This window comes from Serratia sp. 14-2641, from assembly GCF_001692375.1.
GTDB lineage: Bacteria > Pseudomonadota > Gammaproteobacteria > Enterobacterales > Enterobacteriaceae > Chania > Chania fonticola_C.
The window spans coordinates 24,587-49,069 of the sequence record NZ_LXKR01000077.1 but is presented as its reverse complement, the minus strand read 5'-3'; the positions used below and the strand labels follow the sequence as shown (position 1 = coordinate 49,069).

25 protein-coding genes and 1 other annotated feature are annotated in these 24,483 nt (G+C 52.7%); of the genes, 10 read left to right on the top strand and 15 right to left on the bottom strand.

The annotated features are described in order from the left end of the window. Positions 1 to 135 precede the first annotated feature (135 nt). The 5 genes from recR to A6U95_RS23745 form a co-directional block, all read right to left on the bottom strand. Positions 136 to 741 (bottom strand): recombination mediator RecR, encoded by a 606-nt coding sequence (gene recR, locus A6U95_RS23765; protein WP_024484410.1) that lies wholly within the window; start codon positions 739 to 741, stop codon positions 136 to 138. Beyond that, positions 741 to 1,070 carry a YbaB/EbfC family nucleoid-associated protein gene (locus A6U95_RS23760; RefSeq protein ID WP_021180123.1) on the bottom strand — a complete coding sequence of 110 codons (330 nt, stop codon included), beginning with the start codon at positions 1,068 to 1,070 and terminating at the stop codon, positions 741 to 743. The genes recR and A6U95_RS23760 overlap by 1 nt, the downstream gene beginning before the upstream one ends. A gap of 40 nt (positions 1,071 to 1,110) precedes the next feature. Continuing rightward, positions 1,111 to 3,063: a DNA polymerase III subunit gamma/tau gene (gene dnaX / locus A6U95_RS23755; protein ID WP_065686288.1), complete on the bottom strand. Its 1,953-nt coding sequence runs from the start codon at positions 3,061 to 3,063 to the stop codon at positions 1,111 to 1,113. Further along, positions 1,714 to 1,778: a sequence feature (DnaX frameshifting element), on the bottom strand. Its footprint overlaps the gene before it by 65 nt. A gap of 353 nt (positions 3,064 to 3,416) precedes the next feature. Further along, the gene (gene apt, locus A6U95_RS23750; protein WP_021180126.1) at positions 3,417 to 3,968 is read right to left on the bottom strand and encodes an adenine phosphoribosyltransferase; all 552 of its coding nucleotides are present in this window, start codon (positions 3,966 to 3,968) and stop codon (positions 3,417 to 3,419) included. Positions 3,969 to 4,115: 147 nt separating this feature from the next. Next, complete coding sequence (locus A6U95_RS23745) at positions 4,116 to 4,496, bottom strand: DUF454 family protein (RefSeq protein WP_021805456.1); 381 nt, start codon at positions 4,494 to 4,496, stop codon at positions 4,116 to 4,118. A gap of 147 nt (positions 4,497 to 4,643) precedes the next feature. Between A6U95_RS23745 and A6U95_RS23740 the strand changes: the two genes are divergently transcribed. Further along, the gene (locus tag A6U95_RS23740) at positions 4,644 to 5,180 is read left to right on the top strand and encodes a primosomal replication protein (protein ID WP_024484404.1); all 537 of its coding nucleotides are present in this window, start codon (positions 4,644 to 4,646) and stop codon (positions 5,178 to 5,180) included. Between the two features lie 132 nt (positions 5,181 to 5,312). Continuing rightward, positions 5,313 to 5,492, top strand: coding sequence for a pleiotropic regulatory protein RsmS (gene rsmS / locus A6U95_RS23735; RefSeq protein WP_021180129.1), 180 nt, complete (start codon positions 5,313 to 5,315; stop codon positions 5,490 to 5,492). 30 nt (positions 5,493 to 5,522) lie between these two features. Here rsmS and mscK read toward each other — a convergent pair whose 3' ends face one another. The 3 genes from mscK to acrR all read right to left on the bottom strand — a co-directional run bounded on the left by mscK (position 5,523) and on the right by acrR (position 10,159). Further along, a complete protein-coding gene (gene mscK / locus A6U95_RS23730) occupies positions 5,523 to 8,915 on the bottom strand; it encodes a mechanosensitive channel MscK (RefSeq protein WP_065686287.1) in 3,393 nt (1,130 codons plus the stop codon). Between the two features lie 221 nt (positions 8,916 to 9,136). Beyond that, positions 9,137 to 9,490 carry a DsrE/DsrF/TusD sulfur relay family protein gene (locus tag A6U95_RS23725; RefSeq protein WP_024484402.1) on the bottom strand — a complete coding sequence of 118 codons (354 nt, stop codon included), beginning with the start codon at positions 9,488 to 9,490 and terminating at the stop codon, positions 9,137 to 9,139. Between the two features lie 21 nt (positions 9,491 to 9,511). Then, positions 9,512 to 10,159 carry a multidrug efflux transporter transcriptional repressor AcrR gene (gene acrR / locus A6U95_RS23720; protein ID WP_065686286.1) on the bottom strand — a complete coding sequence of 216 codons (648 nt, stop codon included), beginning with the start codon at positions 10,157 to 10,159 and terminating at the stop codon, positions 9,512 to 9,514. Positions 10,160 to 10,301: 142 nt separating this feature from the next. Here acrR and sdeX point away from each other — a divergent pair, with 142 nt between their 5' ends. From sdeX to ykgO, 4 genes are all read left to right on the top strand, one after another. Further along, positions 10,302 to 11,483 carry a multidrug efflux RND transporter periplasmic adaptor subunit SdeX gene (gene sdeX, locus A6U95_RS23715; RefSeq protein ID WP_065686285.1) on the top strand — a complete coding sequence of 394 codons (1,182 nt, stop codon included), beginning with the start codon at positions 10,302 to 10,304 and terminating at the stop codon, positions 11,481 to 11,483. A 17-nt stretch (positions 11,484 to 11,500) separates the two neighbouring features. Then, positions 11,501 to 14,647 (top strand): multidrug efflux RND transporter permease subunit AcrB, encoded by a 3,147-nt coding sequence (gene acrB / locus A6U95_RS23710; RefSeq protein WP_065686284.1) that lies wholly within the window; start codon positions 11,501 to 11,503, stop codon positions 14,645 to 14,647. 158 nt (positions 14,648 to 14,805) lie between these two features. Continuing rightward, positions 14,806 to 15,063: a type B 50S ribosomal protein L31 gene (locus A6U95_RS23705; protein ID WP_065686283.1), complete on the top strand. Its 258-nt coding sequence runs from the start codon at positions 14,806 to 14,808 to the stop codon at positions 15,061 to 15,063. Positions 15,064 to 15,075: 12 nt separating this feature from the next. Next, complete coding sequence (gene ykgO, locus A6U95_RS30185) at positions 15,076 to 15,216, top strand: type B 50S ribosomal protein L36 (RefSeq protein WP_021805462.1); 141 nt, start codon at positions 15,076 to 15,078, stop codon at positions 15,214 to 15,216. 107 nt (positions 15,217 to 15,323) lie between these two features. Here ykgO and A6U95_RS23700 read toward each other — a convergent pair whose 3' ends face one another. From A6U95_RS23700 to A6U95_RS23690, 3 genes are read right to left on the bottom strand one after another with little or no spacing between them, the layout of a single operon-like run. Next, positions 15,324 to 16,202, bottom strand: coding sequence for a zinc ABC transporter substrate-binding protein (locus A6U95_RS23700; RefSeq protein ID WP_065686282.1), 879 nt, complete (start codon positions 16,200 to 16,202; stop codon positions 15,324 to 15,326). A 24-nt stretch (positions 16,203 to 16,226) separates the two neighbouring features. Then, complete coding sequence (locus tag A6U95_RS23695; protein WP_065686281.1) at positions 16,227 to 17,084, bottom strand: metal ABC transporter permease; 858 nt, start codon at positions 17,082 to 17,084, stop codon at positions 16,227 to 16,229. Then, positions 17,084 to 17,776, bottom strand: a complete 693-nt coding sequence (locus A6U95_RS23690; RefSeq protein ID WP_065686475.1) for an ABC transporter ATP-binding protein — start codon at positions 17,774 to 17,776, stop codon at positions 17,084 to 17,086. The genes A6U95_RS23695 and A6U95_RS23690 overlap by 1 nt, the downstream gene beginning before the upstream one ends. A gap of 379 nt (positions 17,777 to 18,155) precedes the next feature. Between A6U95_RS23690 and A6U95_RS23685 the strand changes: the two genes are divergently transcribed. The 3 genes from A6U95_RS23685 to A6U95_RS23675 all read left to right on the top strand — a co-directional run bounded on the left by A6U95_RS23685 (position 18,156) and on the right by A6U95_RS23675 (position 19,289). Continuing rightward, a complete protein-coding gene (locus tag A6U95_RS23685) occupies positions 18,156 to 18,509 on the top strand; it encodes a hypothetical protein (protein ID WP_065686474.1) in 354 nt (117 codons plus the stop codon). Between the two features lie 157 nt (positions 18,510 to 18,666). Further along, complete coding sequence (tomB, locus tag A6U95_RS23680) at positions 18,667 to 19,035, top strand: Hha toxicity modulator TomB (RefSeq protein WP_021180141.1); 369 nt, start codon at positions 18,667 to 18,669, stop codon at positions 19,033 to 19,035. Positions 19,036 to 19,085: 50 nt separating this feature from the next. Then, the gene (locus A6U95_RS23675) at positions 19,086 to 19,289 is read left to right on the top strand and encodes an HHA domain-containing protein (RefSeq protein ID WP_021180142.1); all 204 of its coding nucleotides are present in this window, start codon (positions 19,086 to 19,088) and stop codon (positions 19,287 to 19,289) included. Positions 19,290 to 19,371: 82 nt separating this feature from the next. Here A6U95_RS23675 and A6U95_RS23670 read toward each other — a convergent pair whose 3' ends face one another. Next, positions 19,372 to 20,298 carry a LysR family transcriptional regulator gene (locus tag A6U95_RS23670; RefSeq protein ID WP_024484393.1) on the bottom strand — a complete coding sequence of 309 codons (927 nt, stop codon included), beginning with the start codon at positions 20,296 to 20,298 and terminating at the stop codon, positions 19,372 to 19,374. A 136-nt stretch (positions 20,299 to 20,434) separates the two neighbouring features. On the opposite strand from A6U95_RS23670, the gene A6U95_RS23665 reads away from it, so the two are divergent. Continuing rightward, positions 20,435 to 22,222: an adenine deaminase C-terminal domain-containing protein gene (locus A6U95_RS23665; protein WP_065686280.1), complete on the top strand. Its 1,788-nt coding sequence runs from the start codon at positions 20,435 to 20,437 to the stop codon at positions 22,220 to 22,222. A 360-nt stretch (positions 22,223 to 22,582) separates the two neighbouring features. On the opposite strand, the gene A6U95_RS23660 is transcribed toward A6U95_RS23665, so the two are convergent. From A6U95_RS23660 to A6U95_RS23650, 3 genes are all read right to left on the bottom strand, one after another. Continuing rightward, positions 22,583 to 23,035, bottom strand: coding sequence for a hypothetical protein (locus tag A6U95_RS23660; protein WP_241810721.1), 453 nt, complete (start codon positions 23,033 to 23,035; stop codon positions 22,583 to 22,585). A gap of 200 nt (positions 23,036 to 23,235) precedes the next feature. Next, entirely contained in the window at positions 23,236 to 23,463 is a 228-nt protein-coding gene (locus tag A6U95_RS23655; protein WP_000513895.1) for a DUF2188 domain-containing protein, read from the bottom strand. A 217-nt stretch (positions 23,464 to 23,680) separates the two neighbouring features. Continuing rightward, on the bottom strand, positions 23,681 to 24,301 hold the full coding sequence (locus A6U95_RS23650) for a recombinase family protein (RefSeq protein ID WP_083196460.1): 621 nt from the start codon (positions 24,299 to 24,301) through the stop codon (positions 23,681 to 23,683). Positions 24,302 to 24,483: the final 182 nt, after the last annotated feature.

Genomic DNA, 24,483 nt, shown 5'->3' with positions numbered 1-24,483 from the left:
ATTACCTCAAAGACAGTAGTGACCAAATCATGCAATGAGGATCAGATGGGGTTAACTCTGTGGTTTTTCAAGCGGCTGGCGGGGAATTTTTTGTCAACTGAATTACGGGGCAGAGGGCTGCCCCGTACAGAATCATCAGAATTTGATCGCGTGGCGTCCGGCCAGGGAGTGCGACAGCGTGGTGCCGTCCACCATTTCCAGTTCACCACCTACCGGAACTCCGTGGGCAATGCGGCTGGCAAGTACGCCATATTGGCCACACATCTCGGCGATGTAGTTGGCCGTAGCGTCCCCTTCCACCGTCGGGTTGGTGGCCAGGATCACTTCGGTGATGGTTTCCTTCTCCAGCCGTTGCTCCAACCGATCCAGGCCGATATCGCCAGGGCCAATGCCGTCTAACGGTGACAGATGGCCCATCAGCACAAAGTAGCGCCCGGCAAACTGGCCGGTCTGCTCGATGGCGTGAATATCCGCCGGGCTCTCCACTACGCAAATCTGGCCGTTTTGCTGGCGGCGCACATTATTGCAGATGGTGCAGGTATCCTGCTCGGTGAAGGTACGGCAATCGGCACAGTGGCCGATCTCCGACATGGCACGGGTCAGCGCCTGTGCCAGCCGCATCCCGCCGCTGCGATCGCGCTGCAGCAGTTGGAACGCCATACGCTGCGCCGACTTCGGGCCAACGCCCGGCAGGCAGCGCAGTGCCTCCATCAATGATTCAAGGAGCGGGCTGGTTTGCATCAGAACGGCATCTTAAAGCCTGGCGGCAACTGCATCCCGCTGGAAACCGACGCCATCTTCTCTTTCTGGGTTTCTTCGATGCGACGTGCTGCGTCATTGAAAGCAGCAGCGATCAGATCTTCCAGCATCTCTTTGTCGTCTTCCATCAGGCTTGGGTCGATTTCAACCCGGCGGCAGTTATGCGCCCCGTTGATGGTCACTTTCACCAGGCCTGCGCCGGATTCACCAGTCACTTCCAATTTGGCAATTTCTTCCTGCATCTGCTGCATCTTTTCCTGCATTTGCTGGGCTTGCTTCATCAGGTTACCCATACCGCCTTTACCAAACATAGTCGTCTCTCATTGCATTGGCCGCGCACTGTGCGCCGCGTTAAATAGGGCGAATACTCTCTTCATCCAGATCTGCATCGAAGAACCGACGCAGGGTCTGGATATTGGTATCCGCAACGATGGACTGGCGAGCCTGTGCCAGTTTTTCTTCATAAATGGCTTGCCGCCACTCCAGCGGAGTCCGCTCCGCCGGATTATCGTCTTCCACCACGCTGAGTTCAACCGTGCGGCCATGTAACTCACTGAGTGCCTGTGCAAGCGTCTTCTGCGCCGAAGGCGAATTCAGATGACGCTGCGAAGACCGCAGGTGGAGACAAATACTGTCTGGTGCCAGTTGCTGCTTAAAGGCATTTAGCGCCAGTTGCTGCACCAGTTTCGGTATTTTTAGCTGGTCGATCTCTGCCGCCCAAGGATCGCGTTCGATGGACTCAACCACCAGTTTAGCCGACAGCTCAGGCGTTTTTTCATGTTCGAGCGCCGTACGCAACGCTTTTGGCGTGGCCAGCGGTTCCGGCACGACTTCTGGTTCGGTAAGCGCGCGCCAGCGATAAGCCTCCGGCTTGGCCGGTTTCTCCGTCACGATCTTTTCGGCCTGACGCTTCTGGCTGCGTTCGGTTACCGAGGCTAAACGCTCTAGTGCCGAGTTAGCCGGCCGCGCTATTCCTGGCGCCGCCGGCTCATTCTTTTTTGCGGTGGATGCCCCCTGTTGCCGCAGCAACTGGGTTCGCGCTTTAAGTAGCTGCGCGGTAGCATCCGGTAAATTTGTTGGTTGAGTATTCTGCGGCGGCGCAGCCTGCCCTAAGGGGGGCGGGGCATCTGGATAGGCAGAAGGTGGCGCAACAGCCATATTCCCCTGCGGCTGCGCCGGCGCGATCTGCACCATGGCCACCGGCTCTGGGATCACCGCTTTTGGGTGAAACGCCAGCGCGCGTAGCAGGGTCATCTCAACGCCCATACGGCGATCCGGGGCATAGGCCAGCTCTTTGCGGCCAACCAGCAAGGTTTGGTAGTAAAGCTGTACGTCCGTTGGCGGCAGGGTGCGCGCAAGCTCGCGTAACCGCTGCTCAATCGCAGCATAGTGGTTATCCAGCACTGCGGGCAGCAGTTGCACCATCGCAATGCGGTGCAGCAGCGCCAGTGTTTCCACCAGCAGGTTTTCCCAATCCACACCGCGTGACGCTGCCTGGGCGACCTGCGCCATCACTTTTTCGCCGTCGGCACTCACCAGGGCTTCCAGGATGGCCAGCGGCTGCTCATCATCCAACGTCCCTAGCATCTGGCTGACGGTGTCGGTCGTCACCTGCCCTTGCCCCATGGCAATCGCCTGGTCGGTCAGGCTGAGGGCATCACGCATACTGCCATCGGCGGCGCGCGCCAACAGTTGCAACGCGCGGGCATCGCTGGTGATGTGCTCTGCCAGCAAGACGGTTTCCAACTGCGTGCGGATCTGTTCCACGTCCATCGCTTTAAGATGGAATTGCAGGCAGCGGGAAAGAATAGTGACCGGCAGCTTCTGCGGATCGGTGGTTGCCAATAGGAACTTGACGTGCGCAGGCGGCTCTTCCAGCGTTTTCAGCAACGCATTGAAGCTGTGGCGCGAGAGCATGTGGACTTCATCGATCAGGTAGACCTTGAAACGGCCACGCGCCGGGGCGTATTGCACGTTATCGAGCAGATCGCGAGTATCTTCCACTTTGGTTCTGGAGGCGGCATCGATCTCGATCAGATCAACAAAGCGCCCCTGCTCGATCTCACGGCAGTTATCACATTGGCCGCAGGGCGTCGCGGTGATGCCTGTTTCGCAGTTCAAACCTTTGGCCAGCAGCCGTGCAATGGTGGTTTTACCCACGCCGCGCGTGCCGGAGAACAGATAGGCGTGATGGATCCGCCCCAGAGAGAGGCCATTAGCCAGCGCCGTCAGGACATGCTCTTGTCCGACAACCTCTGCAAACGTTTGGGGGCGCCACTTACGGGCAAGAACCTGATAGCTCATTAAGACTTCATCACTGATTTATGGAGTAATTTCAACCCAAGTAGTACATCACAACGTCAAGGACATTGCCATGTGGGCGGCCTGCTGGGTACCGAGGTTGAACCGATACCCTTTATCGTCCGATGGCCACGCACACTTTAGTGTAACAGTACGCCCGCCGTCATTCCTATAACTTTGCATCATGCCTGTCAGGTGCAAACTTGTTAGCCCGTCAAGATAGGGAGCGCTTTGGCATTTTTAGCAAGGAACTGATGGGGGCGAAACAGAAAATGTCAGAATACAGCGGAGAATACGGGGAAGTCGTGGTTATACGTCAACCCCGCAGCGAACCACGGGGTTGTCTATCGAAGGTATCAATGCCCAGCGAAGTCGAGCAGGCAGTAGCAATTAATACCCAGATTATTCAGGCGCGTTTCGCCCCCGAGGTCCGGCAGGTTGATGATAAATGCCGCGTCTGTCACTTCACCACCCAAACGGCGGATCAGCGTGGCGGTGGCTTCAATCGTGCCACCGGTGGCCAGCAGATCGTCAACGACCAGCACTTTGTCGCCAGCAACGATGGCATCAGTGTGAATTTCCAACTTGTCGGTGCCGTATTCCAGCTCATAGCTTTCGCTCAGCGTCGCACGCGGCAATTTGCCCGGTTTGCGTACCGGCACAAAGCCAACGCCCAGCGCCAACGCCACCGGTGCGCCGAACAGGAAACCACGCGCTTCAGTACCCACCACCTTGGTGACGCCCGTATCGCGGTAACGTTCGACCAGCAGTTCAATACTGGAAGCATACGCCAGCGGGTTTTCCAACAGGCTGGTCACATCACGGAACAGAATACCCGGCTTCGGGTAGTCGGGAATGGTTTTGATACTGTCTCTAATATACTGAAGCTGTTGCGCAGTCGCGGTCATAGTTATTGCCTGATAAAACTACCTGATAACTTCCACACAGGCCTTCAACTACCACGCTTTGAACAAAAAAACGTCGGGAGGAAACCTGCGCACGAAAACGCCCAAATCTATGCAAAAAGGCGGATAAATGCAACTGACGCCGCACGATCAGCGCTGTTTTTGTTGCGGCAGGTCAATAACTGGCAGCCGGAGCATAAAGGTCAGCAAAATAACCAGGATCGCCAGCAGTACACCTCGCACCCACCAAAGGTTCACCAACCAGAGGGAAGCGGCAAACGTCACGACAATGACCAGCACCGCTTTCCACTTGGCTCCAGGCGGTAACGCCTTATGCTGTTGCCAATGACGCAAATAAGAACCGAACCAGGAGCGATACAGCAACCAATGATGAAAACGCGGTGAAGAACGTGCAAAGCACCAGGCAGCCAGTAACAGAAATGGGGTCGTTGGCAGCAGTGGCAGCACCACGCCCAACGTTGCCAGCACTACGGCTAACCAACCCAGTATAATCAACAACCAACGAGTCATGCCTGTCCTTACCTATCATGATGGCCCGTTAACTGTAGCATCCTTGGCCATAATGCTGCCAGTTGGCGGCTTTATCCATCCGAAGCTTGTCTCATCTCTCTTTCACGGGCAAGCTTAGACACTTACTGCCTTATCGAAGGATCTCACGTGACTACGCACCGCTTATTACAGGCGCTTGAACAACAGATCGCCGCCCTGGCCAGCGAAATCCAACCGCGAGGTGATACCCCTATCTCGCAGGCGCGGTTTGACGTTGCCCTGTTCTCCAACCACGGCACGCGGTTACGAGATTATCTGGCCGAGATACAAAAGAACTTTGCCCAGCTACAAACGGCGGTAAAAGACAACCGTACCGCTCATGTCGCCTTTCTGGCGGAAAAGCTGGTTGCACAGCTCACCGCGTTACAGCGCGAAATGGCGACCCAGACAATACGGCGTAAAAATCAGCCGAAGGAAGTGGCTGTGGTCGATTTGTACCATAAGCTCGCCGAACATCAGGATTATGAACGCCGCTTGATCGCCATGATCCAGGACCGCGAAAGTCTGTTAGGGCAACAAACCACCTTCGCCGCGCAGAAGAAATTACAACAGGAACTGGCCGCATTTGAGGGCAGATTAGTGCGTTGTCGGCAAGCGCTGGCGCGCATAGAGCGCAGTATCGAGCGAAAAGAAAACGGTTTTTGAATATTTGTCACATTATTTTAATGATTATTCCCCTCCCCGCGCCAGGTTCACTATACTCAGCCCAAGCACAATCTCGTCTCTCCTGCGTTTAAAACACGGGAAGATCCCTTTACTAACACAAACGTTGGACTTATGTCGCTAGAGAATGCCTCCCCAGAATTACAACTGGCGGTAGACTTGATTTACCTGCTGGAATGCAACGAGATCGATCCGGCAACGGCGTTGGCCGCGCTGGACATTGTCAGAAAAGACTATCAGGAAAAGATGCAGCGTGCGGGCATTACCTCACCGTATTTGCCCGCGGGCCAATGATCATGGCCCGCTAGCGTTATCGTCAGGTTCCTACACCGCAGGTTGATCACCGATGCCTGGAACCTGAGTCCGCTTGACCTCCTGCACTTCGTTGCCCTGCTGGTTATGCAGGTACACTTCCAACTGGTTGAAGGCGATATTAATGTCGTTCTCACGGCATAGGCGGTCAATCGCCCGATTCAATTCATCCACGGTATAGCTGCGATCACGCAGCTCACGCACGTACAACCGCAGCTCATGATCCAGCGTGCTGGCGCCAAAGTTGAGGAAAAAGACCATCGGCTCAGGATCCGTCATCACGCGCGGGTTTTCATGCGCAGCTTGCAACAGCAACGCCTTGACCTTGTCCAGATCAGAGCCATAGGCCACCCCCACTTTAATCAGCACGCGGGTAATGGTGTCAGACAGTGACCAGTTAATCAGCCGTTCAGTGACAAACGCTTTGTTAGGAATGATCACTTCTTTACGGTCAAAGTCCGTAATGGTGGTAGCGCGAATACGGATCTTGCTGACCGTCCCGGAGTATGTGCCGATGGTGATGGTATCGCCGATCCGCACCGGGCGTTCAAACAGGATGATCAGGCCGGAAACGAAGTTGGCAAAGATTTCCTGCAAACCGAAGCCCAAACCTACCGACAGCGCCGCCACCAGCCACTGAAGTTTGTCCCAAGAGACGCCCAGCGATCCTAACGCAGTGATGGTCCCCACCGCCGTGATCAGATAGGTCAGAATGGTGGTGATGGCGTAAGAAGCCCCCTGCCGCAGCTGCAGGCGGGATAACACCAGCACTTCCAGCAAACCCGGCAGGTTACGCGTCATGACGTAAGCGACGATCACCGCCAGGACGGCCACCATCATATTGCCCAGCGTTACCGCCTGCGGTATCACACTGCCCGCCACGCTGCTGGAGTAATGCCATAGGGTAACGCTGTCGAGGTAGGAGATCACCGTTACCAGATCCGACCATATCGCATAAAACGCACTGGCGAAGATCAGAAACAGCACCATGGTGGTCAAACGCAGCGACTGCTGGTTGATTTGATCCAGCGCCAGTGGGGGTTCCTCTACCGGCTCGTTGCCTTCGGCCCCCTCTTTCTCTTTGGCCTGGTTTTGGCGGCGCGCCAGGGCACGGCGATAGGCCAACCGACGAGCAGCGACGCTCAGGCCACGGATCGCTGCCAGGTAAACGATATTCCACAGGAAGTACAGATACAGGCTATCGATCCAACGACCAGCCAAACGTAACGTGGTATAGAAATAACCGGCAAACATCAGCCCTAACAGGATCACCGGTGTGGCAGCCAGCGCGGTGACCATCAGCAACCGCACTTTATGGGAGTCTTTTTCTCGCCAATGGTCGCGGCAGATGGGAAACACCAGTACCGCTAATAGCGCCAACGTCAGGATCACCACCACCTGGCCAATAACATCTTCGACCAATCTCAGCGGAGCTTTTTCACCCAGTACTGACCAGAAGATCAGCGGTAACAGGGCCAGCCCCAATCTGAGGGTCTGGCGGCGATAGTGCGCACAACGATCGGCCGGGATAGTAAAATGCCGCTGCGAAATACCACCAGGGGCCAGCATGCGGAAAGTGAAGCCAAATACCAACCAGAACAGCGCCAGCTGTTGTGACAAGGCCCAGATAAAGTCGCTGATGCTGAAATCGGCCCGATAGAACCAGAACCCGGCACCGAGCAGCAGTAAAGAACCCGGTAACACCTTTAATAAGGTGAGCAGAATGGCTTTCGGCGTATGCAGCTGGCTATCGCGCTTTAGCTGGCCGACATCATTGGCAAGCTTTTGCAAATGCCTGTCAATCAGGCGGTAGCGCCAGCGAAGTAGGCCAATCACTACCAGCAATGGGATCAGGAACACCAGGGCATGCAGCCCGCCCAACAGCAACTGCCCGGGTTCGAATTTAAAATCCAGCCCGGCCAGCTGCTCTTTCACCGCGCCAGGCAACCCCTTGAGCCAAGCGAAATCGATCGGTTTGTTGCTGTTAACCCAGAAAATCTGCTGGGTCAGCGTGTCCTGTACCGAGCTATAGACGCTGGTCAGTTGCTGCTGATTAATCTGCAGGTTGATAGCCAACGACAGTTGGTTATTGAGCTGTTTATTCAGTTGATCGAGCAGCTCACGGCGCATATCGACAATTTCATTCAACGCATCAAGCACGTCACCGCTGGCCTTTTCCTTACTGTCCGCCACCAGTTTGTTGATGAAGTCATCACCTTTGAACAACTCATCGCGCTGCTGGTTGATCTCAAACTGCTCCAGCCGTAAGTCCGCAATATGGGTACTCATATCCGCTACCAGCGTACCCGGCGGCAGGTTTTGCTGCTGCTGATAAAGAATGCGCGACAGCACCAGACTCCCCTTCAGCACCTGGATCTGCTCTTTCAGGTTTTGTTCTGATTGCAGGCCGCGATCGAGCCAGTTTTTCACCTGAATATTTTGCTGGAACAGGGTATTACTCTCTTGCGTGGCGGTGATCAGCCGCTGGCTGATTTGCCGGTTGATGTTCAGCTCTTTGCTCACCAGTTTGTCGCTCTGGATATCGCTGGCATCCTCCGGGTTCTGCGCCTCTTTCGCCGTTTTTTCCGACAGCGTCAGCCGTTTGCTGTTTACCACATCCTGTAATACCTGCACCCGACGATCCAGGGCGTCGATGTTCATAGTGGTGTAATCGCGCTGTTTCTGGAGTAGATCTTGTAGCGTGGTATTGGCCTCTAGCCTTCTGCGCTGCAGGTCTATCTCGTCATTCAGCAACACCTGCTCCGTATTGAGCATGACCTGTTGGGTGTTGCGTAACACCTCTTGCCCAGGCGCACGATCGCTAAGGAGGTTACGGATTTCCTGCAGGCGCTGGGATGCAGTGTACATACTGCTTTGCACACGTTCGGGCTGGGTCTGTAGTGAGATGAGCTGGCTGTTGTAGGTCGAGAGGCTTTCCTGGGTGTCCTGCAGTTCGTCCAACGTTTGGTACAGGCGGCTTTCCAACTGACGCAGGGAAAGCGGCAACAATTCGGCTCGCGTTACCGCTTCATCAGCCGGGTTCTTCAGCGATTCCAGATCTCGCGTGACCTGCTGTAATTTGGCCGGTGCCTGCTGAACCTGCTGTTTAAGCTGATTGAGCTCTTGCTTGGTGCGATCGAGGCCGTCAAGCAACTCCATCGTGCGGGTTAAATCCTGCAGGGATTGTTTTTCGACCGGCGTCAGGTTTTTTTGCTTGTTCAGCGCCTCTATCTGGCTCTGAATGTCGCTGCGCGCAGGAAGATCGCTGCTCTGTGCCGCGAACGCGCCCAAAGGCAGAACCAGCGCCGCCAACAACAAAAACCATAGCGTAATAATGCGGAATTGGCCCGCAGCGTAAGACAGGGAAACAGTTTGGACTACGGGGAGAATACGCCTGCGACTCATGATTTAGCGTCGGTTTAACAATGAAGCGTCAAGGTTATCACGATCGCAGGTTGGCGATGAATAATAAAAGCGTTGCAGATGATGAACCGCAAATCCCCGTCGTCTTTTAAGCTACAGCGTTGTTACCTGTGAGCGTTAACCCCAGCCACTTACAATAGTAACGCCTAGCTGTAGCTCGAAATCCATAGGGCATATGTAGATATGTAGCGTACCGTTGTGAATTAGAAAGTCAGCACCTTCTCCGCCGCCAGCGTCCACTGGGCCAATTCCACCAGTGTGCCAATTTCTACGCCATCGGCCAGCTTCAGTTGGCTGACGCCACGGGCATCGGCACAGGTTTTACACAGTTTGACCGGCACCTGCTGCGCCGTCAGAATTTCCAGCATCTGCTGCAAATGATAGCCTTCACGCGGCTGCTGCCCGGCAATGCCCGCCACGACAGCATCGGACATCAAAAACAGTTTCAACTGCAGCTCGGGCTGCTGTTCTTTCAGGGTGATCGCCAGACGTAGCGCATTGAACAACGATTCCTGGCCATAAGCCGCACCGTTGGCAATCAGTAACAGAGATGACATTGGGATTCTCCTTATCGAGGTCTAGCGGGCTGGCGCGTTCACGCGTAAAGAAGGGCTAAGCTGCGCCATTTCGAGGAAGCTGTCGACCAAGATACTCGCCTCGGCTTTGAGATCAAAGCTTTCCGGCATAAACAGCCAGTTCTCCATCAGGCCGGTGATGTAAGCACGCAGGATGATTGCGGCCCGGCGAGTATGCAGATCGGCAGGGAGTTGCCCCTGCTCCATACTATTGCGTAAAACGCGTTCGATACGATCATAGCCTTCAAGATAAAGCACCTTGCGAGCGTCATGTAACGGCATCATTTCACCGATAAATTCGCATTTATGGAACACGATCTCCATCAATGCCCGGCGCCGACAGTCATCGACCGTAGCGGTCAGAATATAAATCAGAATTTCTCTTAAAATACGCAGTGGATTATCGGGATACTTTGCCTGATACTCTATCTCCAGGTCGCCTATTTTCGACTCTGATAGCTCCCAAACTTCATTAAACAGGTCTACCTTGTTCTTGAAGTGCCAGTAAATTGCACCACGTGTCACCCCTGCAGCGGTGGCGATATCTGTCAGTGAGGTTGCTGATACGCCACGTTCAGAGAATTCCCTCACCGCAGCGTCAAGGATCTGCTGTCGTGTTTCTTGCGCCTGCTGTTTGGTTTTTCGTGCCATGCTGTTGTTTTTTACAGGGAGTGTGATTTACATACATTCGCGAATGTATGTACCATAGCACGCAGATAAAATTAACGCAGCAATGGGTTTTAAAGCTTGTGATCCATTGATCAATTTGAAATCGGACACTTGAGGTTTTTCTATGAACAAAAACAGAGGGTTAACGCCTCTGGCGGCAGTTCTGATGCTTTCAGGCAGCTTAGTGCTTACAGGATGTAATGATAAAGAAACCCAGCAACAGGCCCAACACCAGGCTCCTGCCGTGGGTGTGGTGACGCTGAAGGCTGAACCTCTCAATATTACTACCGATCTTCCTGGTCGTACCGCAGCATACCGCATCGCCGAAGTTCGCCCTCAGGTTAGTGGCATCATCCTGAAACGCAACTTTACTGAAGGCAGCGACATCAAGGCGGGTGTTTCACTGTATCAAATCGATCCAGCGACCTATCAAGCCGCTTATGACAGTGCCAAAGGCGATCTGGCCAAAGCCCAGGCCGCGGCAGAAATCGCGCGTCTGACGGTCAATCGTTACAAGCCTTTACTGGGTACCAGCTACATCAGTAAGCAAGATTTCGATAACGCCAACTCCACTCTGCTGCAAGCTAACGCGTCCGTGATCGCTGCCAAGGCCGCAGTGGAAACCGCACGTATTAACCTGGCTTACACCAAAGTGACTTCCCCAATCTCTGGTCGTATCGGCCTTTCATCGGTAACCGAAGGAGCACTGGTGACTTCCGGTCAGGCCAATGCGCTGGCTACCGTGCAACAACTGGATCCGATGTATGTCGACGTGACCCAGTCAAGCAACGACTATCTGCGCCTGAAGCAGGAATTGGCTAATGGCACCCTGAAACAGGAAAACGGCAAGGCTAAAGTGAAGCTGCTGCTGGAAAACGGCCAGGAATATGCGCAAGAAGGTTCGTTGGAATTCTCCGACGTGACCGTTGATGAAACCACCGGTTCCATCACTATTCGTGCCATTTTCCCTAACCCGAACGATGCCTTGCTGCCAGGTATGTTCGTGCGCGCCCGTCTGGACGAAGGCGTGCGTACCGATGCCTTGCTGGTTCCGCAACAGGGCGTCACCCGTAACCCGCGTGGCGAAGCTACCGCGATGGTTGTAGGTGCGGACGATAAAGTGGAAGTGCGTACGCTGACCGCCGCGCAGGCAATTGGCGACAAGTGGTTGGTGACGGCTGGTTTGAAACCGGGCGATCGCGTCATTGTTTCTGGCCTGCAGAAAATCAGACCTGGCGTTCAGGTGAAAGCGCAAGAAGTTGATAGCAAGCCACAGACTGCGTCTGAACCCGAGAAGAAGTCATAAAAAGGAGCCGGTAATACATGGCTAAGTTCTTTATAGATCGCCCCATATTTGCATGGGTAATCGCCATCATCATTATGTTGGCGGGCATCTTGTCGATCATGAAGCTGCCTATCGCGCAATATCCGACCATTGCGCCACCAGCAGTCACGATCTCCGCCAACTACCCGGGCGCTGACGCCAAAACGGTGCAGGATACCGTGACGCAGGTTATCGAACAGAATATGAACGGTATCGATAACCTGCTGTACATGTCCTCCAACAGTGACTCGTCCGGTAACGTCCAGATTACGTTGACCTTCAACTCTGGTACTGACCCTGATATCGCTCAGGTACAGGTACAGAACAAGCTGCAGCTGGCAATGCCGCTGCTGCCACAAGAAGTACAGCAACAAGGCGTCAGCGTTGAGAAATCAAGCAGCAGCTTCCTGATGGTCGCGGGCTTTATTTCCGAAGACGGTAGCATGACGCAAGAGGATATCGCGGACTATGTAGGTTCCAACATCAAGGATCCTATCAGCCGTACCTCTGGTGTGGGTGACGTTCAACTGTTCGGTGCCCAGTACGCGATGCGTATCTGGCTTGATCCCAACAAACTGAACAACTACCAACTGACCCCGGGCGATGTTATCGCAGCGATCAAGGTTCAGAACAACCAGGTTGCTGCAGGCCAGCTCGGTGGGACTCCACCGGTGAAAGGCCAACAGCTGAACGCCTCGATCATCGCGCAAACCCGCCTGACCTCGCCGGAAGAATTCAGCAAGATCCAGCTGAAAGTCAACCCGGACGGCTCGCAGGTACGCCTGAGTGATGTGGCCAAGGTTGAACTGGGCGGTGAGAGCTACAACGTTATTGCCCGTTATAACGGTAAGCCTGCTGCCGGTATCGGTATCAAGCTGGCAACCGGTGCCAACGCCCTGAACACGGCGGCAGAAGTCAAGGCAGAGCTGGCCAAACTGGAACCGTTCTTCCCTGCAAGTCTGAAAGTTGTTTACCCTTATGACACCACGCCGTTCGTTAAGATTTCCATTAACGAAGTGGTAAAAACCCTGATTGAAGCGATCATCCTGGTGTTCCTGGTGATGTATCTGTTCCTGCAGAACTTCCGCGCTACGCTGATCCCAACGATCGCCGTGCCGGTAGTATTGCTGGGGACATTTGCCATCCTGGCAATGTTTGGCTTCTCGATAAACACCCTGACGATGTTCGGCATGGTGCTGGCGATAGGCCTGCTGGTGGATGACGCCATCGTGGTGGTAGAAAACGTTGAGCGTGTCATGGCTGAAGAAGGCCTGCCGCCAAAAGAAGCCACCAAGAAATCGATGGAACAGATCCAGGGCGCATTGGTGGGTATCGCCATGGTGCTGTCAGCGGTATTTATCCCGATGGCCTTCTTCGGTGGGTCAACCGGGGCAATCTATCGCCAGTTCTCGATTACCATCGTTTCCGCCATGGTGCTGTCGGTATTGGTGGCGTTGATCCTGACGCCTGCGCTGTGTGCCACCATGCTCAAACCGATCCCGAAAGGCGATCACGGCATCAAGACCGGCTTCTTCGGCTGGTTCAACCGCCTGTTTGAGAAGAGCACCCACCACTATACCGATAGCGTAGCGAACATTCTTCGTAGCACTGGGCGTTATCTGGTGATCTACCTGCTGATCGTGGTTGGTATGGCGGTGCTGTTCATGCGCTTGCCTTCCTCGTTCCTGCCGGACGAAGACCAGGGCATCCTGCTGACCATGGTACAAATGCCAGCGGGTGCCACTCAGGAACGCACCCAGAAAGTCCTGGACGAAGTTAACCGCTACTACCACGAGAAGGAAGGCGACAACATTAACTCGGTGTTCACCGTTAATGGTTTCGGCTTCAGCGGCCAGGGTCAGAACACCGGTTTGGCGTTTGTCAGCCTGAAAGACTGGTCTGAGCGTAAAGGTGAAGAGAACAAGGTGCCGGCAATTGCTGCCCGTGCAATGGGAGCTTTCTCGCAGATTAAAGACGGCTTGGTATTTGCCTTTAACCTGCCAGCGATTGTGGAACTGGGGACGGCGACCGGCTTCGACTTCCAGTTGATCGATCAGGCTAACCTGGGTCATGAAAAGCTGACAGCAGCACGTAACCAACTGTTAGGCATGGCGGCAGAACATCCTGATTTGCTGGTCGGCGTACGCCCGAACGGCTTGGAAGACACGCCTCAGTTCAAACTGATTGTCGATCAGGAGAAAGCACAGACGCTGGGCGTTTCCCTGAGCGATATTAATACCACTCTCGGCACGGCACTGGGCGGCTCGTATGTGAACGACTTTATCGACCGCGGTCGTGTGAAGAAAGTTTACGTGCAGGCTGACGCTCCGTTCCGTATGCTGCCTGATGATATTAATAACTGGTATGTGCGGGGTAGCACCGGGCAGATGGTTCCGTTCGCCGCCTTCGCCACGGCAAAATGGGAGTACGGTTCACCGCGTCTGGAACGTTACAACGGTCTGCCATCAATGGAAATCCTTGGCCAGGCTGCACCGGGTAAGAGTACCGGTGAAGCGATGGACATGATGGAAGAGTTGGCGGCGAAACTGCCAAACGGCGTCGGCTATGATTGGACCGGTATGTCCTATCAGGAACGTCTGTCCGGTAACCAGGCTCCGTCACTGTACGCCATCTCACTGATCGTGGTGTTCCTGTGTCTGGCTGCCCTGTATGAGAGTTGGTCGATTCCGTTCTCCGTTATGTTGGTTGTGCCACTGGGCGTCATCGGTGCCCTGTTGGCCGCGACCATGCGCGGGCTGGAAAATGACGTTTACTTCCAGGTAGGCCTGTTGACAACCATTGGGTTGTCGGCGAAGAACGCGATATTAATCGTGGAATTCGCCAAGGACCTGATGGATAAAGAAGGTAAAGGGCTGATCGAATCAACGTTGGAAGCGGTGCGTATGCGTCTGCGTCCAATCCTGATGACATCACTGGCCTTTATCCTCGGGGTTATGCCGCTGGTTATCAGCAGTGGCGCAGGCTCCGGCGCTCAGAACGCGGTAGGTACTGGCGTAATGGGCGGGATGGTGACAGCTACCGTCTTGGCTATCTTCTTTGTACCGGTGTTCTTCGTGGTGGTTCGCCGCCGCTTCAGCAAAAAGACTGATGATCTGGAACACACCCATCCGGTTAAGCATCACTGATGCTTTCCTGCTGACAATCAAGGCCGCGCAAGCGGCCTTTTTTATGTCTGTCAGTTAGCCAATAGTCCCAACGCTGATTAACGTTATTTTGGGGTTGATCCCGCTCCCAGAGAGGTGCATAATTATTGTTATAGTATAACATAACAATTGAGAGCATCATGAAAACAGGCATCCATCCAGACTACCGCACCGTGGTATTTCACGATCTCAGCGCCGATACCTTCTTCAAGGTGGGATCGACCATCAAAACCGATCGCACTATCGAGCTTGAGGGTAAAAGCTGGCCCTACGTCACCATAGATGTCTCTTCCGCTTCGCATCCGTACTACACCGGCAAGCAGAAAGAGTTCTCAAAAGAAGGCAGCACCGCGCGCTTCCAGCAGCGGTTTGGCCATTTGGTTAACAGCAGAAAATAATCGGGGTTGATGATGCAAGTATTGAGTTCACTGCGTTCGGCGAAGGGTCGCCATCCGGATTGCAAAGTTGTGCGCCGTCATGGCCGCGTCTTTGTGATTTGTAAGTCCAACCCGCGTTATAAAGCGGTACAGGGACGTAAGAAGAAGCGTTAAGCCAAAGTGTCATTGGTAGCCAAAGCCCCGTTGCTGCTCAACGGGGCTTTTTTATTGCCGAATGCCACTGCAAAGAGAAAACCCACCGTACGCGGTGGGGATAAAACTTACTTCATGCTGCCAACAATGGCCTCAACGTTGTGTTTAAACGCCTGCACATAGCTGGCTGCCGGGCCTTGCGGTTTGGATAGTGCTTCAGGATACAACTCCCCCCCCGCTTTCGCCCCCGTTGCTGCCGCGATCTGCTGCACCAAGCGCGGATCCGTTTGGTTCTCAATAAAATAGGCTTGGACTTTTTCCTGCCTGATCTGCTTGATCAACCCGGCGACATCGCTGGCGCTGGCTTCTGCCTCGGTAGAAAAACCGACCGGGGCAAGGAAGGTGACGCCGTATTCTTGGCCAAAATAACCGAAAGCATCATGGCTGGTCAGCACCTTGCGTTTTTGCTGTGGCACCGCTGCGAACTGTGCTTTGGTCCAATTATCGAGCTGCTGAAGCTGTTGAATATATTCACCACCACGTTGTCGGAAATAGGCGGCATCTTCAGGATCCGCAGCAATCAGCGCATTCATCACGTTGGTCGCATACTGCACGCCATTATTCATGCTATTCCAGGCGTGTGGATCGGTGACCTGTTTGCCCTCTTCTTCCATGCTGCGCGACTCGATCCCTTTGGATGCGGTGATCACCGGCCCCTGATAACCAGAAGCCTTCACCAACCGACCGATCCAACCTTCGAGCCCCAATCCGCTGACAAACACTACATCGGCCTGTGCCAGCTGCTTGCTGTCTTGCGGCGATGGCTCAAAACTGTGCGGATCGCCATCAGGGCCAACCAACGTGCTGACCTTCACATGTTCACCTCCCACCTGTTTGACGATATCGCCAAGAATAGAAAAGCTGGCCACGGCCTCAACGGTTTTCGCCTGCGCTAACGGGCTGGCGAGCAGAGCAGCTGCCACCAGCGTTATGGGTAAAGATTTCATATTTTCTCCTTGCAGATGCACTTCTCAATGACGCGCACGGCGCAACATCCCGCCACGCGTCCCAAACAAAATCGACATTAAAAACATCGCGCTGGCGCTGAGGACAATCGCCGGGCCTGCGGGCAATGAAGCGTAGTAGGACCACTCCAGACCAACCAGGCTGGCGAGCAGCCCAATTCCAATAGCCACGGCTAATGTCTGCGGCAAATCTCGTGCCCAGAACCGGGCGCAGGTCGCCGGTAGCATCATCAGCCCCACCGACATCAGGGTGCCAAGGATTTGAAAACCGGCCACCAGATTAATCACCACCAAGGCGAGAAAAAGCCCGTGGATCCACGCCAGTGAGCCTGGCGCACTGACGCGTAAAAAAGTGCTGTCAAAGGATTCAATCACCAGAGCCCGATACAGCACTGCCAGCATCATCAGCGAAATACTGGCGATAATGCCAACCATAACCAGCGCCTGCGCATCCACCGCCAGGATCGAGCCAAACAGTACGTGCAGCAGATCAACGCTCGAGCCGCGTAAAGAGACCAGCGTGACACCCAACGCCAGCGAACCCAGATAGAAACCCGCAAAGCTGGCGTCCTCTTTTAACGGGGTTTTACGGCTCACCAGCCCGGACAGCATGGCTACAGCCAACCCGGCAATAAATCCCCCTACGCCCATGGCTACCAGCGACATGCCTGAAATCAGATAGCCAATTGCTGCTCCAGGTAATACCGCATGGGAAAGCGCATCCCCCACTAGGCTCATACGGCGCAGCAATAAAAACACCCCTAGTGGTGCAGCGCTCAGCGATATTGCCAAGCAGGCAACCAATGCCCGGCGCATAAAACCGAAAGAGACAAAAGGATCGAGCAGCAGATGGAGTAGCGTCATTACGCGGCCCCCCTCTGATTAGCCGCCGTCGAATAATGCGCCAACACTAGTTCGGCGTTATCCCAATGGCAGCGTTCGGGGGTGAGCAACAGCGCTTCGGGGAAATGGTTGGCTACGGTAGACATATCGTGCAATACGGCAATCACCGTTCTTCCCTGCCGGTGTAACTGCGCAATGACCTGCAGCAAAAGTTGAGTGGTTGCCGCATCGATGCCGGTGAAGGGCTCATCCAGTAAAATCAGTGGCGCTTGCTGGACCAGTAAACGGGCAAGTAATACACGTTGTAACTGCCCACCGGATAGCTCCCCCACCGCCTCACGCGCCATTGAACTCATGCCTACGGTGTCTAACGCATCTGCAATTTGCCGCATAGAGCGTTTATTCACACCGCCAAACAGGCCGCTTTGCGGCCAGCAGCCCATAGCGACCAAATCCTGAACCAGAATAGGAAATTGACGATCCAACTCCGCCAGTTGTGGCAAATAGGCCATCGTCGTAGCCTTCCCTCCCGCAAAATGTAGCTTGCCGCCCAGCAGCGGATGCAAACCGGCCAACGACTTCAATAGCGTAGATTTACCGGCACCGTTAACGCCAATCACCGCCGTTAATGAACCGGCGGCAAAGCGGCCGCATAACGGTGGGAACAGAGGGGTGTGGTCATAACCCACGATGGCATTTTGCAGCGTTATCATGGCAGCACAACCGCCCACGCAATGGCTAGCCATAGTAAGGTCAGCAATACGCTAACGGCTCCGCAGCGCAAAACTGCGGCTGAGGAAAACAGGGTAACGGGAAGGAAAGACAGCATGGTTATCGCCAAAAAGAGTACATGAATGTAATAATATAACATCACACAAACTAGAGATCCTCAAGTCGTTCAAGTGCGAATAATGCAACGGAACGTAACATTTCCAGGCTATCGAGCCGATGCTGCTGGGTGAGTGGCAGAACTATCGAACGGTAAAAATCTCAAAGCTGGGTAAAAAAGCGTTATTGAGTGAAAAGTTTGCCCATCAAGGCTGGAAAAGGAGTAAGATAGAGGCATAGAATGTGATACAACCAGATATCCAAATGCTAGTGACGCTAAGCCGTTGTTCCGAAGTAGACACACTTTCTGTGAAACAATTAAGAAAAGTGGTCGGTAATCAATTATCTGACTTGGTACCAGCGCTCACTAGTGGGCTGAGCTTTTACTCCGAGAATGCACGCTATGTGGAAGGCTCATTAGAAATCATTGAGATTAACTGCATAAGTAATAGCGAGTATTCAATGAGTTACCGCTATCAGTGGTCGATTTTTAACGCATGCCTGGATATCCGTGGTGACGAATACATAAATGATTCTGTCACTTTTACCGTGGCGGAAAAGGGTTTGGTGTTTGAGATTATCGACAACTCACGGCCATCAACCGCTGACGAATTGTAAGTTTCGGTAATAGTAACAAGCTAGATGGCAAAAAATGATTTATATTTAATATGCTGAAAGTTTATTAAGCCTGAGCTAAGCTTTACAGCATATGATGTTAAGTCAATGTACTCACAGAGTGTTATCAACACCGAAATTAAGACTGACGGGGGATGATATGGATGAGTATTCGCCTAAAAGGCACGATATTGCTCAACTCAAATTCTTATGTGAAAATTTGTACGACGAAGGCATCGCTACCTTGGGTGACAGCCACCACGGCTGGGTTAACGATCCAACGTCCGCCGTCAATCTGCAGCTTAATGAGCTGATCGAACATATTGCTTCGTTTGTAATGAGTTTTAAAATTAAATACATGGACGAAGGTGATTTATCGGAACTGGTCGAAGAGTACCTCGACGATACCTACACCCTGTTTAGCAGCTACGGTATTAATGACTCCGATTTGCGTCGCTGGCAAAAAACCAAGGCGCGCACATTCAGATTGTTCTCAGGAGAGGGCGTCTGTACCACGATGAAAACTTAGGGGATAATTATCCTCAAATAATTTTATGGTTAATAAGACTAAAGGTTATCATGACAAAAATTGACTATCTGATGCGTTTGCGTAAATGCACCACGATTGAAACCCTTGAGCGCGTGATTGAGAAAAATAAGTACGAACTCTCTGACGATGAGCTAGAGCTGTTCTACTCTGCTGCCGATCATCGCCTGGCCGAACTGACCATGAACAAGCTGTACGATAAAATTCCGGTCGCCGTTTGGAAATTTGTAAGATAATCAAAAGTAGCCTTGCGTTGGGCCGATAATATTATCGGCTTCAATGGTCGCTCAGATTAAGCATTATCTTAAAAACTCAAGTTTACTTGCCTCTGAGCTGGAAATCGTGCAGTAGCAACTGGAAACAGTTTTCAATTAAAGGCGAGTGATTTTGTTTTGCGCTGCGCATAAGTGCCACAGTGCGGCTAAGTAATGGCTGTTGTAATTGAATAACGGTTAATTCTTCATCGTTTAAATGCGTCGTATAAAGCTGAGGCAAAATAGCCACCGCTAATTGTGACCGCACCAAACCATACAACGTTTCCAGAAAATCAACCTGATAACGCGCCGTTAAGTTCAGACGATGGCTTTCCGCCAGTGCCGACACCAATCGACTGCTATTCCCTTTCGAAAATACCGCAATATCTCTGTTAGCCAATTGCCGCCAGGGCAGATGATGTGGATCCGCCAAGGGATCGTCCCGGCGCATCACCGCCACAAACGGATCTTCCTGCAACGGATAAATCTCAAGCCGATCTGGCACCGAGCTGTCCAAAGCCCCAATGCCGAAATCTATCTGCCCATTTTCCAACTGAAGTAGCAGGGAATCATTGGTTTGATCGTGGAATTCTACGCGTAAACGCGGGAAATGTTGCGCCAGCAATCGCGGTACCGCAGGAAACAGCAGGTTGCTCACCGAAGGCACCAGACCGATACGTAACGTGCCATCCCCTCCGGCCAACATGACGCGCTGCATATCATCAAAGGTAGCGTGAGCCACATTCAGCAACCGTTGCGCATGCGGCAGGATCGCCGTGCCTAGTTCCGTCAGGGTCACCGCAGAGGCGGTTCGATTGACTAACTTCCCGCCAAGCACAGTTTCGACTTGCCGCAGGGCACTGCTTAACGCGGGCTGGCTGATGGCCAGACGGCTGGCGGTATCGGTGAAATGTCGTAGCTGCGCCAGGGTCACAAAGTACTGAATTTGCTTGAGGGAAAGCGCGGGTAACCGTCGCCATGGCTCGGACATAGCCTAACCTGCCAGGAAAAGAGGTAAACGTTTGCCACAGCATAAACGTTTCTTATCACACAATAAATTAAATCATCTGTGCAAAGCTTACGCCCCCGCCTACAGTAACTCCCTTACTCTTATTCCGGGGATTATCATGACCACCATTTCTGTCAGTAACGGTGAACGCCAACGTGCCGTACAGGCTGCGCTGGGTAATACGCCATTTGATCTCTTGCTGACCAATGCCAACCTGATCGACATGGTTACCGGGGAAATCCGCCTGGTTGATATTGGCATTGTCGGCCCACTGATCGCCAGCGTTCATCCTTGTGGCTCCTTGCCAACGGCACATCGGACACAAGACCTGGCGGGAGCCTACCTCAGCCCAGGTCTGATCGATACCCATGTGCACGTTGAGAGCTCCCATCTGCTGCCAGAACGCTATGCCGAGATCGTCGTCGCACAGGGCACCACCACCATTTTCTGGGATCCTCATGAACTAGCGAACGTGCTTGGCGTTGCGGGAGTGCGATACGCGGTAGATGCCAGCCGCAATCTGCCTCTACGGGTGATCTGCGCTGCACCTTCCAGCGTGCCTTCGACCCCTGGGCTGGAAATGTCCGGTGCCGACTTTGGCGGTAATGAGATGGATACCATGCTAGCCTGGCCCGAAGTAGGCGGCGTGGCGGAAGTGATGGATATGCACGGCGTGCTGCACGGCAGCGAACGGATGCAGGAGATCCTCAACGCCGGGCTTAACAGCGGAAAATTGATTGAAGGCCATGCGCGCGGTTTGAGCGGCCCGCAGCTGCAAGCCTATCTGGCTGCAGGCGTGACCTCCGATCATGAGCTGACCTCTGCTGCCGATGCTCTGGAGAAACTACGCTCTGGACTGACGCTGGAGATCCGGGGCTCTCATCCTTATCTATTGCCTGAAATTGTTGCGGCATTAAAATCTCTGCCGCACTTCTCCTCCCAAATCACCCTCTGCACTGATGATGTGCCACCCGATATGCTGCTGGAGAAAGGCGGCGTTATCGCCCTGCTCAATCTGCTGATTGAACATGGATTACCGGCCACCGATGCACTACGGATGGCTACGCTCAATGCCGCCATACGCTTGCAACGTAACGATCTGGGCCTGATTGCCGCAGGAAGGATCGCCGATCTGGTCGTCTTTGACTCCCTGGAACACCTTCAGGCACGGCGGGTTTACGTTGCTGGCCAGTGTCTGGCAGAGCAGGGCAAAATGCTGGCCCCAGTACAAGCCACACCAGGCGTATCCGCACCGCGTGACACACTCCATCTTTCACCATTGGTCGCAGATGACTTCATCATGCGGGTTGCGGCCATTCGTCACGGCCAGGCCACGTTGCGCCATATCAAAGGGGCACGTTTCACCCAATGGAATGAAACCACGGTAGAAGTCCGCGATGGCCAGGTACAGCTCCCGCCGGGGTTCAGTCTGATTTGGGTACAGCATCGCCACGCGCGGCACCCAGCCAAGCCTCAGTTGGCATTGCTGGAAGGTTGGGGCGAATTACGGGGGGCGATTGCCACCAGCTACTCTCATGATTCACATAACCTGGTGGTGCTAGGCCGCGATCCTCATGACATGGCGCTGGCCGCCAACGCGCTGATCGCCACCGGCGGCGGCATGGCTCTCAGCCAGAACGGTGAAATATTGGCGCAGGTAGCCATGCCGATCGCAGGAATGCTTTCCGATCTTCCCGCCGCACAGCTGGCGCAGCAGTTTAAAAACCTGCGCGATCTGAGTGCCAAGGTTGCAGACTGGGAACCACCCTACCGGGTGTTCAAGGCGATTGAGGGCACCTGCCTGGCATGCAATGCCGGACCGCACCTGACGGATTTGGGCCTGACCGACGGCACAACGCGCCAGATCGTCGATCCGCTGGTTGCCTGCTGGGAAACCCAGGCATAAACATCATATAGGTAAGGCATCGGCGGATTGTCGGTGCTTTTATTTGGGGAGGGGAGAGCTAGAAATTGGTGGAGGCCCTGCCATCAGCCATTAGTACTAAATTGTGTTGGTTAATCAATTGGTTATCATGTTAGTACTACAACAGTACTGTACCACTCTCGATAGTACCGTCCAGCACAAAATCTTGCAAGTTAACGTGTCGGGGGAAGTAGGATGAGAGCCATAAGATTTACATTGAGCACCAGCATGACGGTAGCCTATGTAAAGCAATGGGAGTCCACATTTATCTGATATGCGTTAAGTGAATGCTAAATCTTGAATTGGATGAAAGCGTACGAAAAGGATGGCTCAAAGACATCTTTAACAGGCTATGCCGCCATATGCTTTGCTTACTTCATGATGACTTTCCCCGCAAGCTCTTAAAATAATAAGTGCATTCCGCATTAGTGCCTCACTGCGTTCAGGTTCAAACCATTCACCGTTGAATTTACCGCCATGAAAGAGGTTGTTCCTTACACGACGTATCAGGATTAAAATTTTTTTTGCGATGATTTTTTCTTCAATGGGAGTCTGATCCCATGCAAGCACACCATCATTAACAACCTGTTTTTTGGGAGGGAAATTTAAAAAATATTCGATTGCAGCATTAAGCTCAGGATCTTCTGGTGACTCAAAGACATGAGTAACCGCCATAGCGTACATATCCCAGTTTGCTTTAGCATCTCTGGTATTGAATCGAAAACCAGTGGCTTTTAGACAGTACTCATAGCGTGCAAACTCTCGGAAAAACTCATAACACAGATTGTCTATCATCGAGATTTCCTAGTTGGTTAATATCCGCTCAAACATACAATAACCTAACGGTATAGATAGCAAGATAACATATTAAATAAATTTCACTTTAGTAATCGCGTCGAATGAAATATTAGTCAACACACGAAACTAAGCATTGTTGCACTCTCATAACTCTTGTTCGGTAAAAATTTAAAAGGGGCGATTAAGCCCCTTTTGGGCTACTTCTTGTCTTTTGGCGGACAAGGATCGTTGCCATGAGAATCTTTTTTCGCGATCTTGCCATCCTTGTTATGGATCACAAGCTCACTTTTTTGATTTGTAGCAATCCCTCTTGCAGCGTCCACCGCAGATTGCTTTGTTGAGTGAACGGAGGTCGCTTTACTGTTTCCTGCCCCCTTGACGGCCCAACCTCCATCATGAGGAACAACATGCTGATCTTTACCCATTATCGAACCCTCTATTTCCATGGAAGAATCAGCATATAGTGGAATTGCCGATTATTCAATACTACATATTGTGCTTAAGTTGATTTTCATCACAAAACATGGATAGATATCGAAAGGATTCTTTTACTACAAAACTGTAAGTACCCTTCCTTAACCCTATACCGCTATATCTGTTCATAATCTGGCAGTGCTGGCATACTCTGCCCTTTATTACCCACTATTCTTCTGTAAGAGACGAGTTTTTAGCCACCTTTGCGATAGTAGCTCTTGAACAACCGATCAAAGCCTGGATTTTGCTCCAGCTTTTACCGTCAGACAGCAGTTCTTGTACTTTATGATGCAAGCTCTCATCGACTGGACGACCACGATACTTTTTCTCTTTCTTGGCCTTTTCAATACCCTGCTTTTGTCGTCTGCGGCGATCATCATAGTCCTTGCGACTGATTGCCGCCAACATATCGAGCATCATAGAATTCATTGCTTCAAACATACGTGCGGTGAACTCATCCTGAACATGCAAAAGCTGATGGCTCGTAGGCAAATCTAACGATACAACTCTGATCCCTTTAGACTCAATGAGTCCTCGTAAGGTTTTCCAGTCCTCTGCGGTAAGTCTGCTTATACGATCTATTTGCTCACAGAGAAGAATATCGCCACGTTCCGCGATATCTAAGAGTAAAAATAATTGAGGACGCTGTAGGCTTGCACCTGATTCATTTTCTTTAAAGTACTTGGATATTTTTAGATCATGTGAATGAGCAAATGCCTCCAACTCTTTCAATGCCCGACCCGCATCTTGCTCTTTCGTCGATGCTCTTAGATATGCCCATACACGCATGATAGCCACCATCAGTCTGTTTTATATGGTTCATTATATATAGTCTGTTTTATGTTGTAAAATCCATTTAATGAACCAGTTTGAATGAAGATCTGTGCAGGTCTGCTTGAGGTATACATAAAAAGCACCATAGCTTAGAGGATGCTTATGACCTGACCCTAAGATTAAATATAACTGCCAGT

Bases quoted from the DNA above. Each gene is read 5' to 3' on its own strand.
- apt (WP_021180126.1), bottom strand. From the start codon at position 3,968: ATGACCGCGACTGCGCAACAGCTTCAGTATATTAGAGACAGTATCAAA.
- A6U95_RS23665 (WP_065686280.1), top strand. From the start codon at position 20,435: ATGACCACCATTTCTGTCAGTAACGGTGAACGCCAACGTGCCGTACAG.
- acrR (WP_065686286.1), bottom strand. From the start codon at position 10,159: ATGGCACGAAAAACCAAACAGCAGGCGCAAGAAACACGACAGCAGATC.
- acrB (WP_065686284.1), top strand. From the start codon at position 11,501: ATGGCTAAGTTCTTTATAGATCGCCCCATATTTGCATGGGTAATCGCC.
- A6U95_RS23655 (WP_000513895.1), bottom strand. From the start codon at position 23,463: ATGGGTAAAGATCAGCATGTTGTTCCTCATGATGGAGGTTGGGCCGTC.
- rsmS (WP_021180129.1), top strand. From the start codon at position 5,313: ATGTCGCTAGAGAATGCCTCCCCAGAATTACAACTGGCGGTAGACTTG.
- A6U95_RS23685 (WP_065686474.1), top strand. From the start codon at position 18,156: ATGCTAGTGACGCTAAGCCGTTGTTCCGAAGTAGACACACTTTCTGTG.
- dnaX (WP_065686288.1), bottom strand. From the start codon at position 3,063: ATGAGCTATCAGGTTCTTGCCCGTAAGTGGCGCCCCCAAACGTTTGCA.
- ykgO (WP_021805462.1), top strand. From the start codon at position 15,076: ATGCAAGTATTGAGTTCACTGCGTTCGGCGAAGGGTCGCCATCCGGAT.
- A6U95_RS23675 (WP_021180142.1), top strand. From the start codon at position 19,086: ATGACAAAAATTGACTATCTGATGCGTTTGCGTAAATGCACCACGATT.
- tomB (WP_021180141.1), top strand. From the start codon at position 18,667: ATGGATGAGTATTCGCCTAAAAGGCACGATATTGCTCAACTCAAATTC.
- A6U95_RS23650 (WP_083196460.1), bottom strand. From the start codon at position 24,301: ATGCGTGTATGGGCATATCTAAGAGCATCGACGAAAGAGCAAGATGCG.
- A6U95_RS23695 (WP_065686281.1), bottom strand. From the start codon at position 17,084: ATGACGCTACTCCATCTGCTGCTCGATCCTTTTGTCTCTTTCGGTTTT.
- mscK (WP_065686287.1), bottom strand. From the start codon at position 8,915: ATGAGTCGCAGGCGTATTCTCCCCGTAGTCCAAACTGTTTCCCTGTCT.
- A6U95_RS23690 (WP_065686475.1), bottom strand. From the start codon at position 17,776: ATGATAACGCTGCAAAATGCCATCGTGGGTTATGACCACACCCCTCTG.
- A6U95_RS23725 (WP_024484402.1), bottom strand. From the start codon at position 9,490: ATGTCATCTCTGTTACTGATTGCCAACGGTGCGGCTTATGGCCAGGAA.
- A6U95_RS23660 (WP_241810721.1), bottom strand. From the start codon at position 23,035: ATGATAGACAATCTGTGTTATGAGTTTTTCCGAGAGTTTGCACGCTAT.
- A6U95_RS23705 (WP_065686283.1), top strand. From the start codon at position 14,806: ATGAAAACAGGCATCCATCCAGACTACCGCACCGTGGTATTTCACGAT.
- A6U95_RS23760 (WP_021180123.1), bottom strand. From the start codon at position 1,070: ATGTTTGGTAAAGGCGGTATGGGTAACCTGATGAAGCAAGCCCAGCAA.
- A6U95_RS23700 (WP_065686282.1), bottom strand. From the start codon at position 16,202: ATGAAATCTTTACCCATAACGCTGGTGGCAGCTGCTCTGCTCGCCAGC.
- A6U95_RS23745 (WP_021805456.1), bottom strand. From the start codon at position 4,496: ATGACTCGTTGGTTGTTGATTATACTGGGTTGGTTAGCCGTAGTGCTG.
- sdeX (WP_065686285.1), top strand. From the start codon at position 10,302: ATGAACAAAAACAGAGGGTTAACGCCTCTGGCGGCAGTTCTGATGCTT.
- recR (WP_024484410.1), bottom strand. From the start codon at position 741: ATGCAAACCAGCCCGCTCCTTGAATCATTGATGGAGGCACTGCGCTGC.
- A6U95_RS23670 (WP_024484393.1), bottom strand. From the start codon at position 20,298: ATGTCCGAGCCATGGCGACGGTTACCCGCGCTTTCCCTCAAGCAAATT.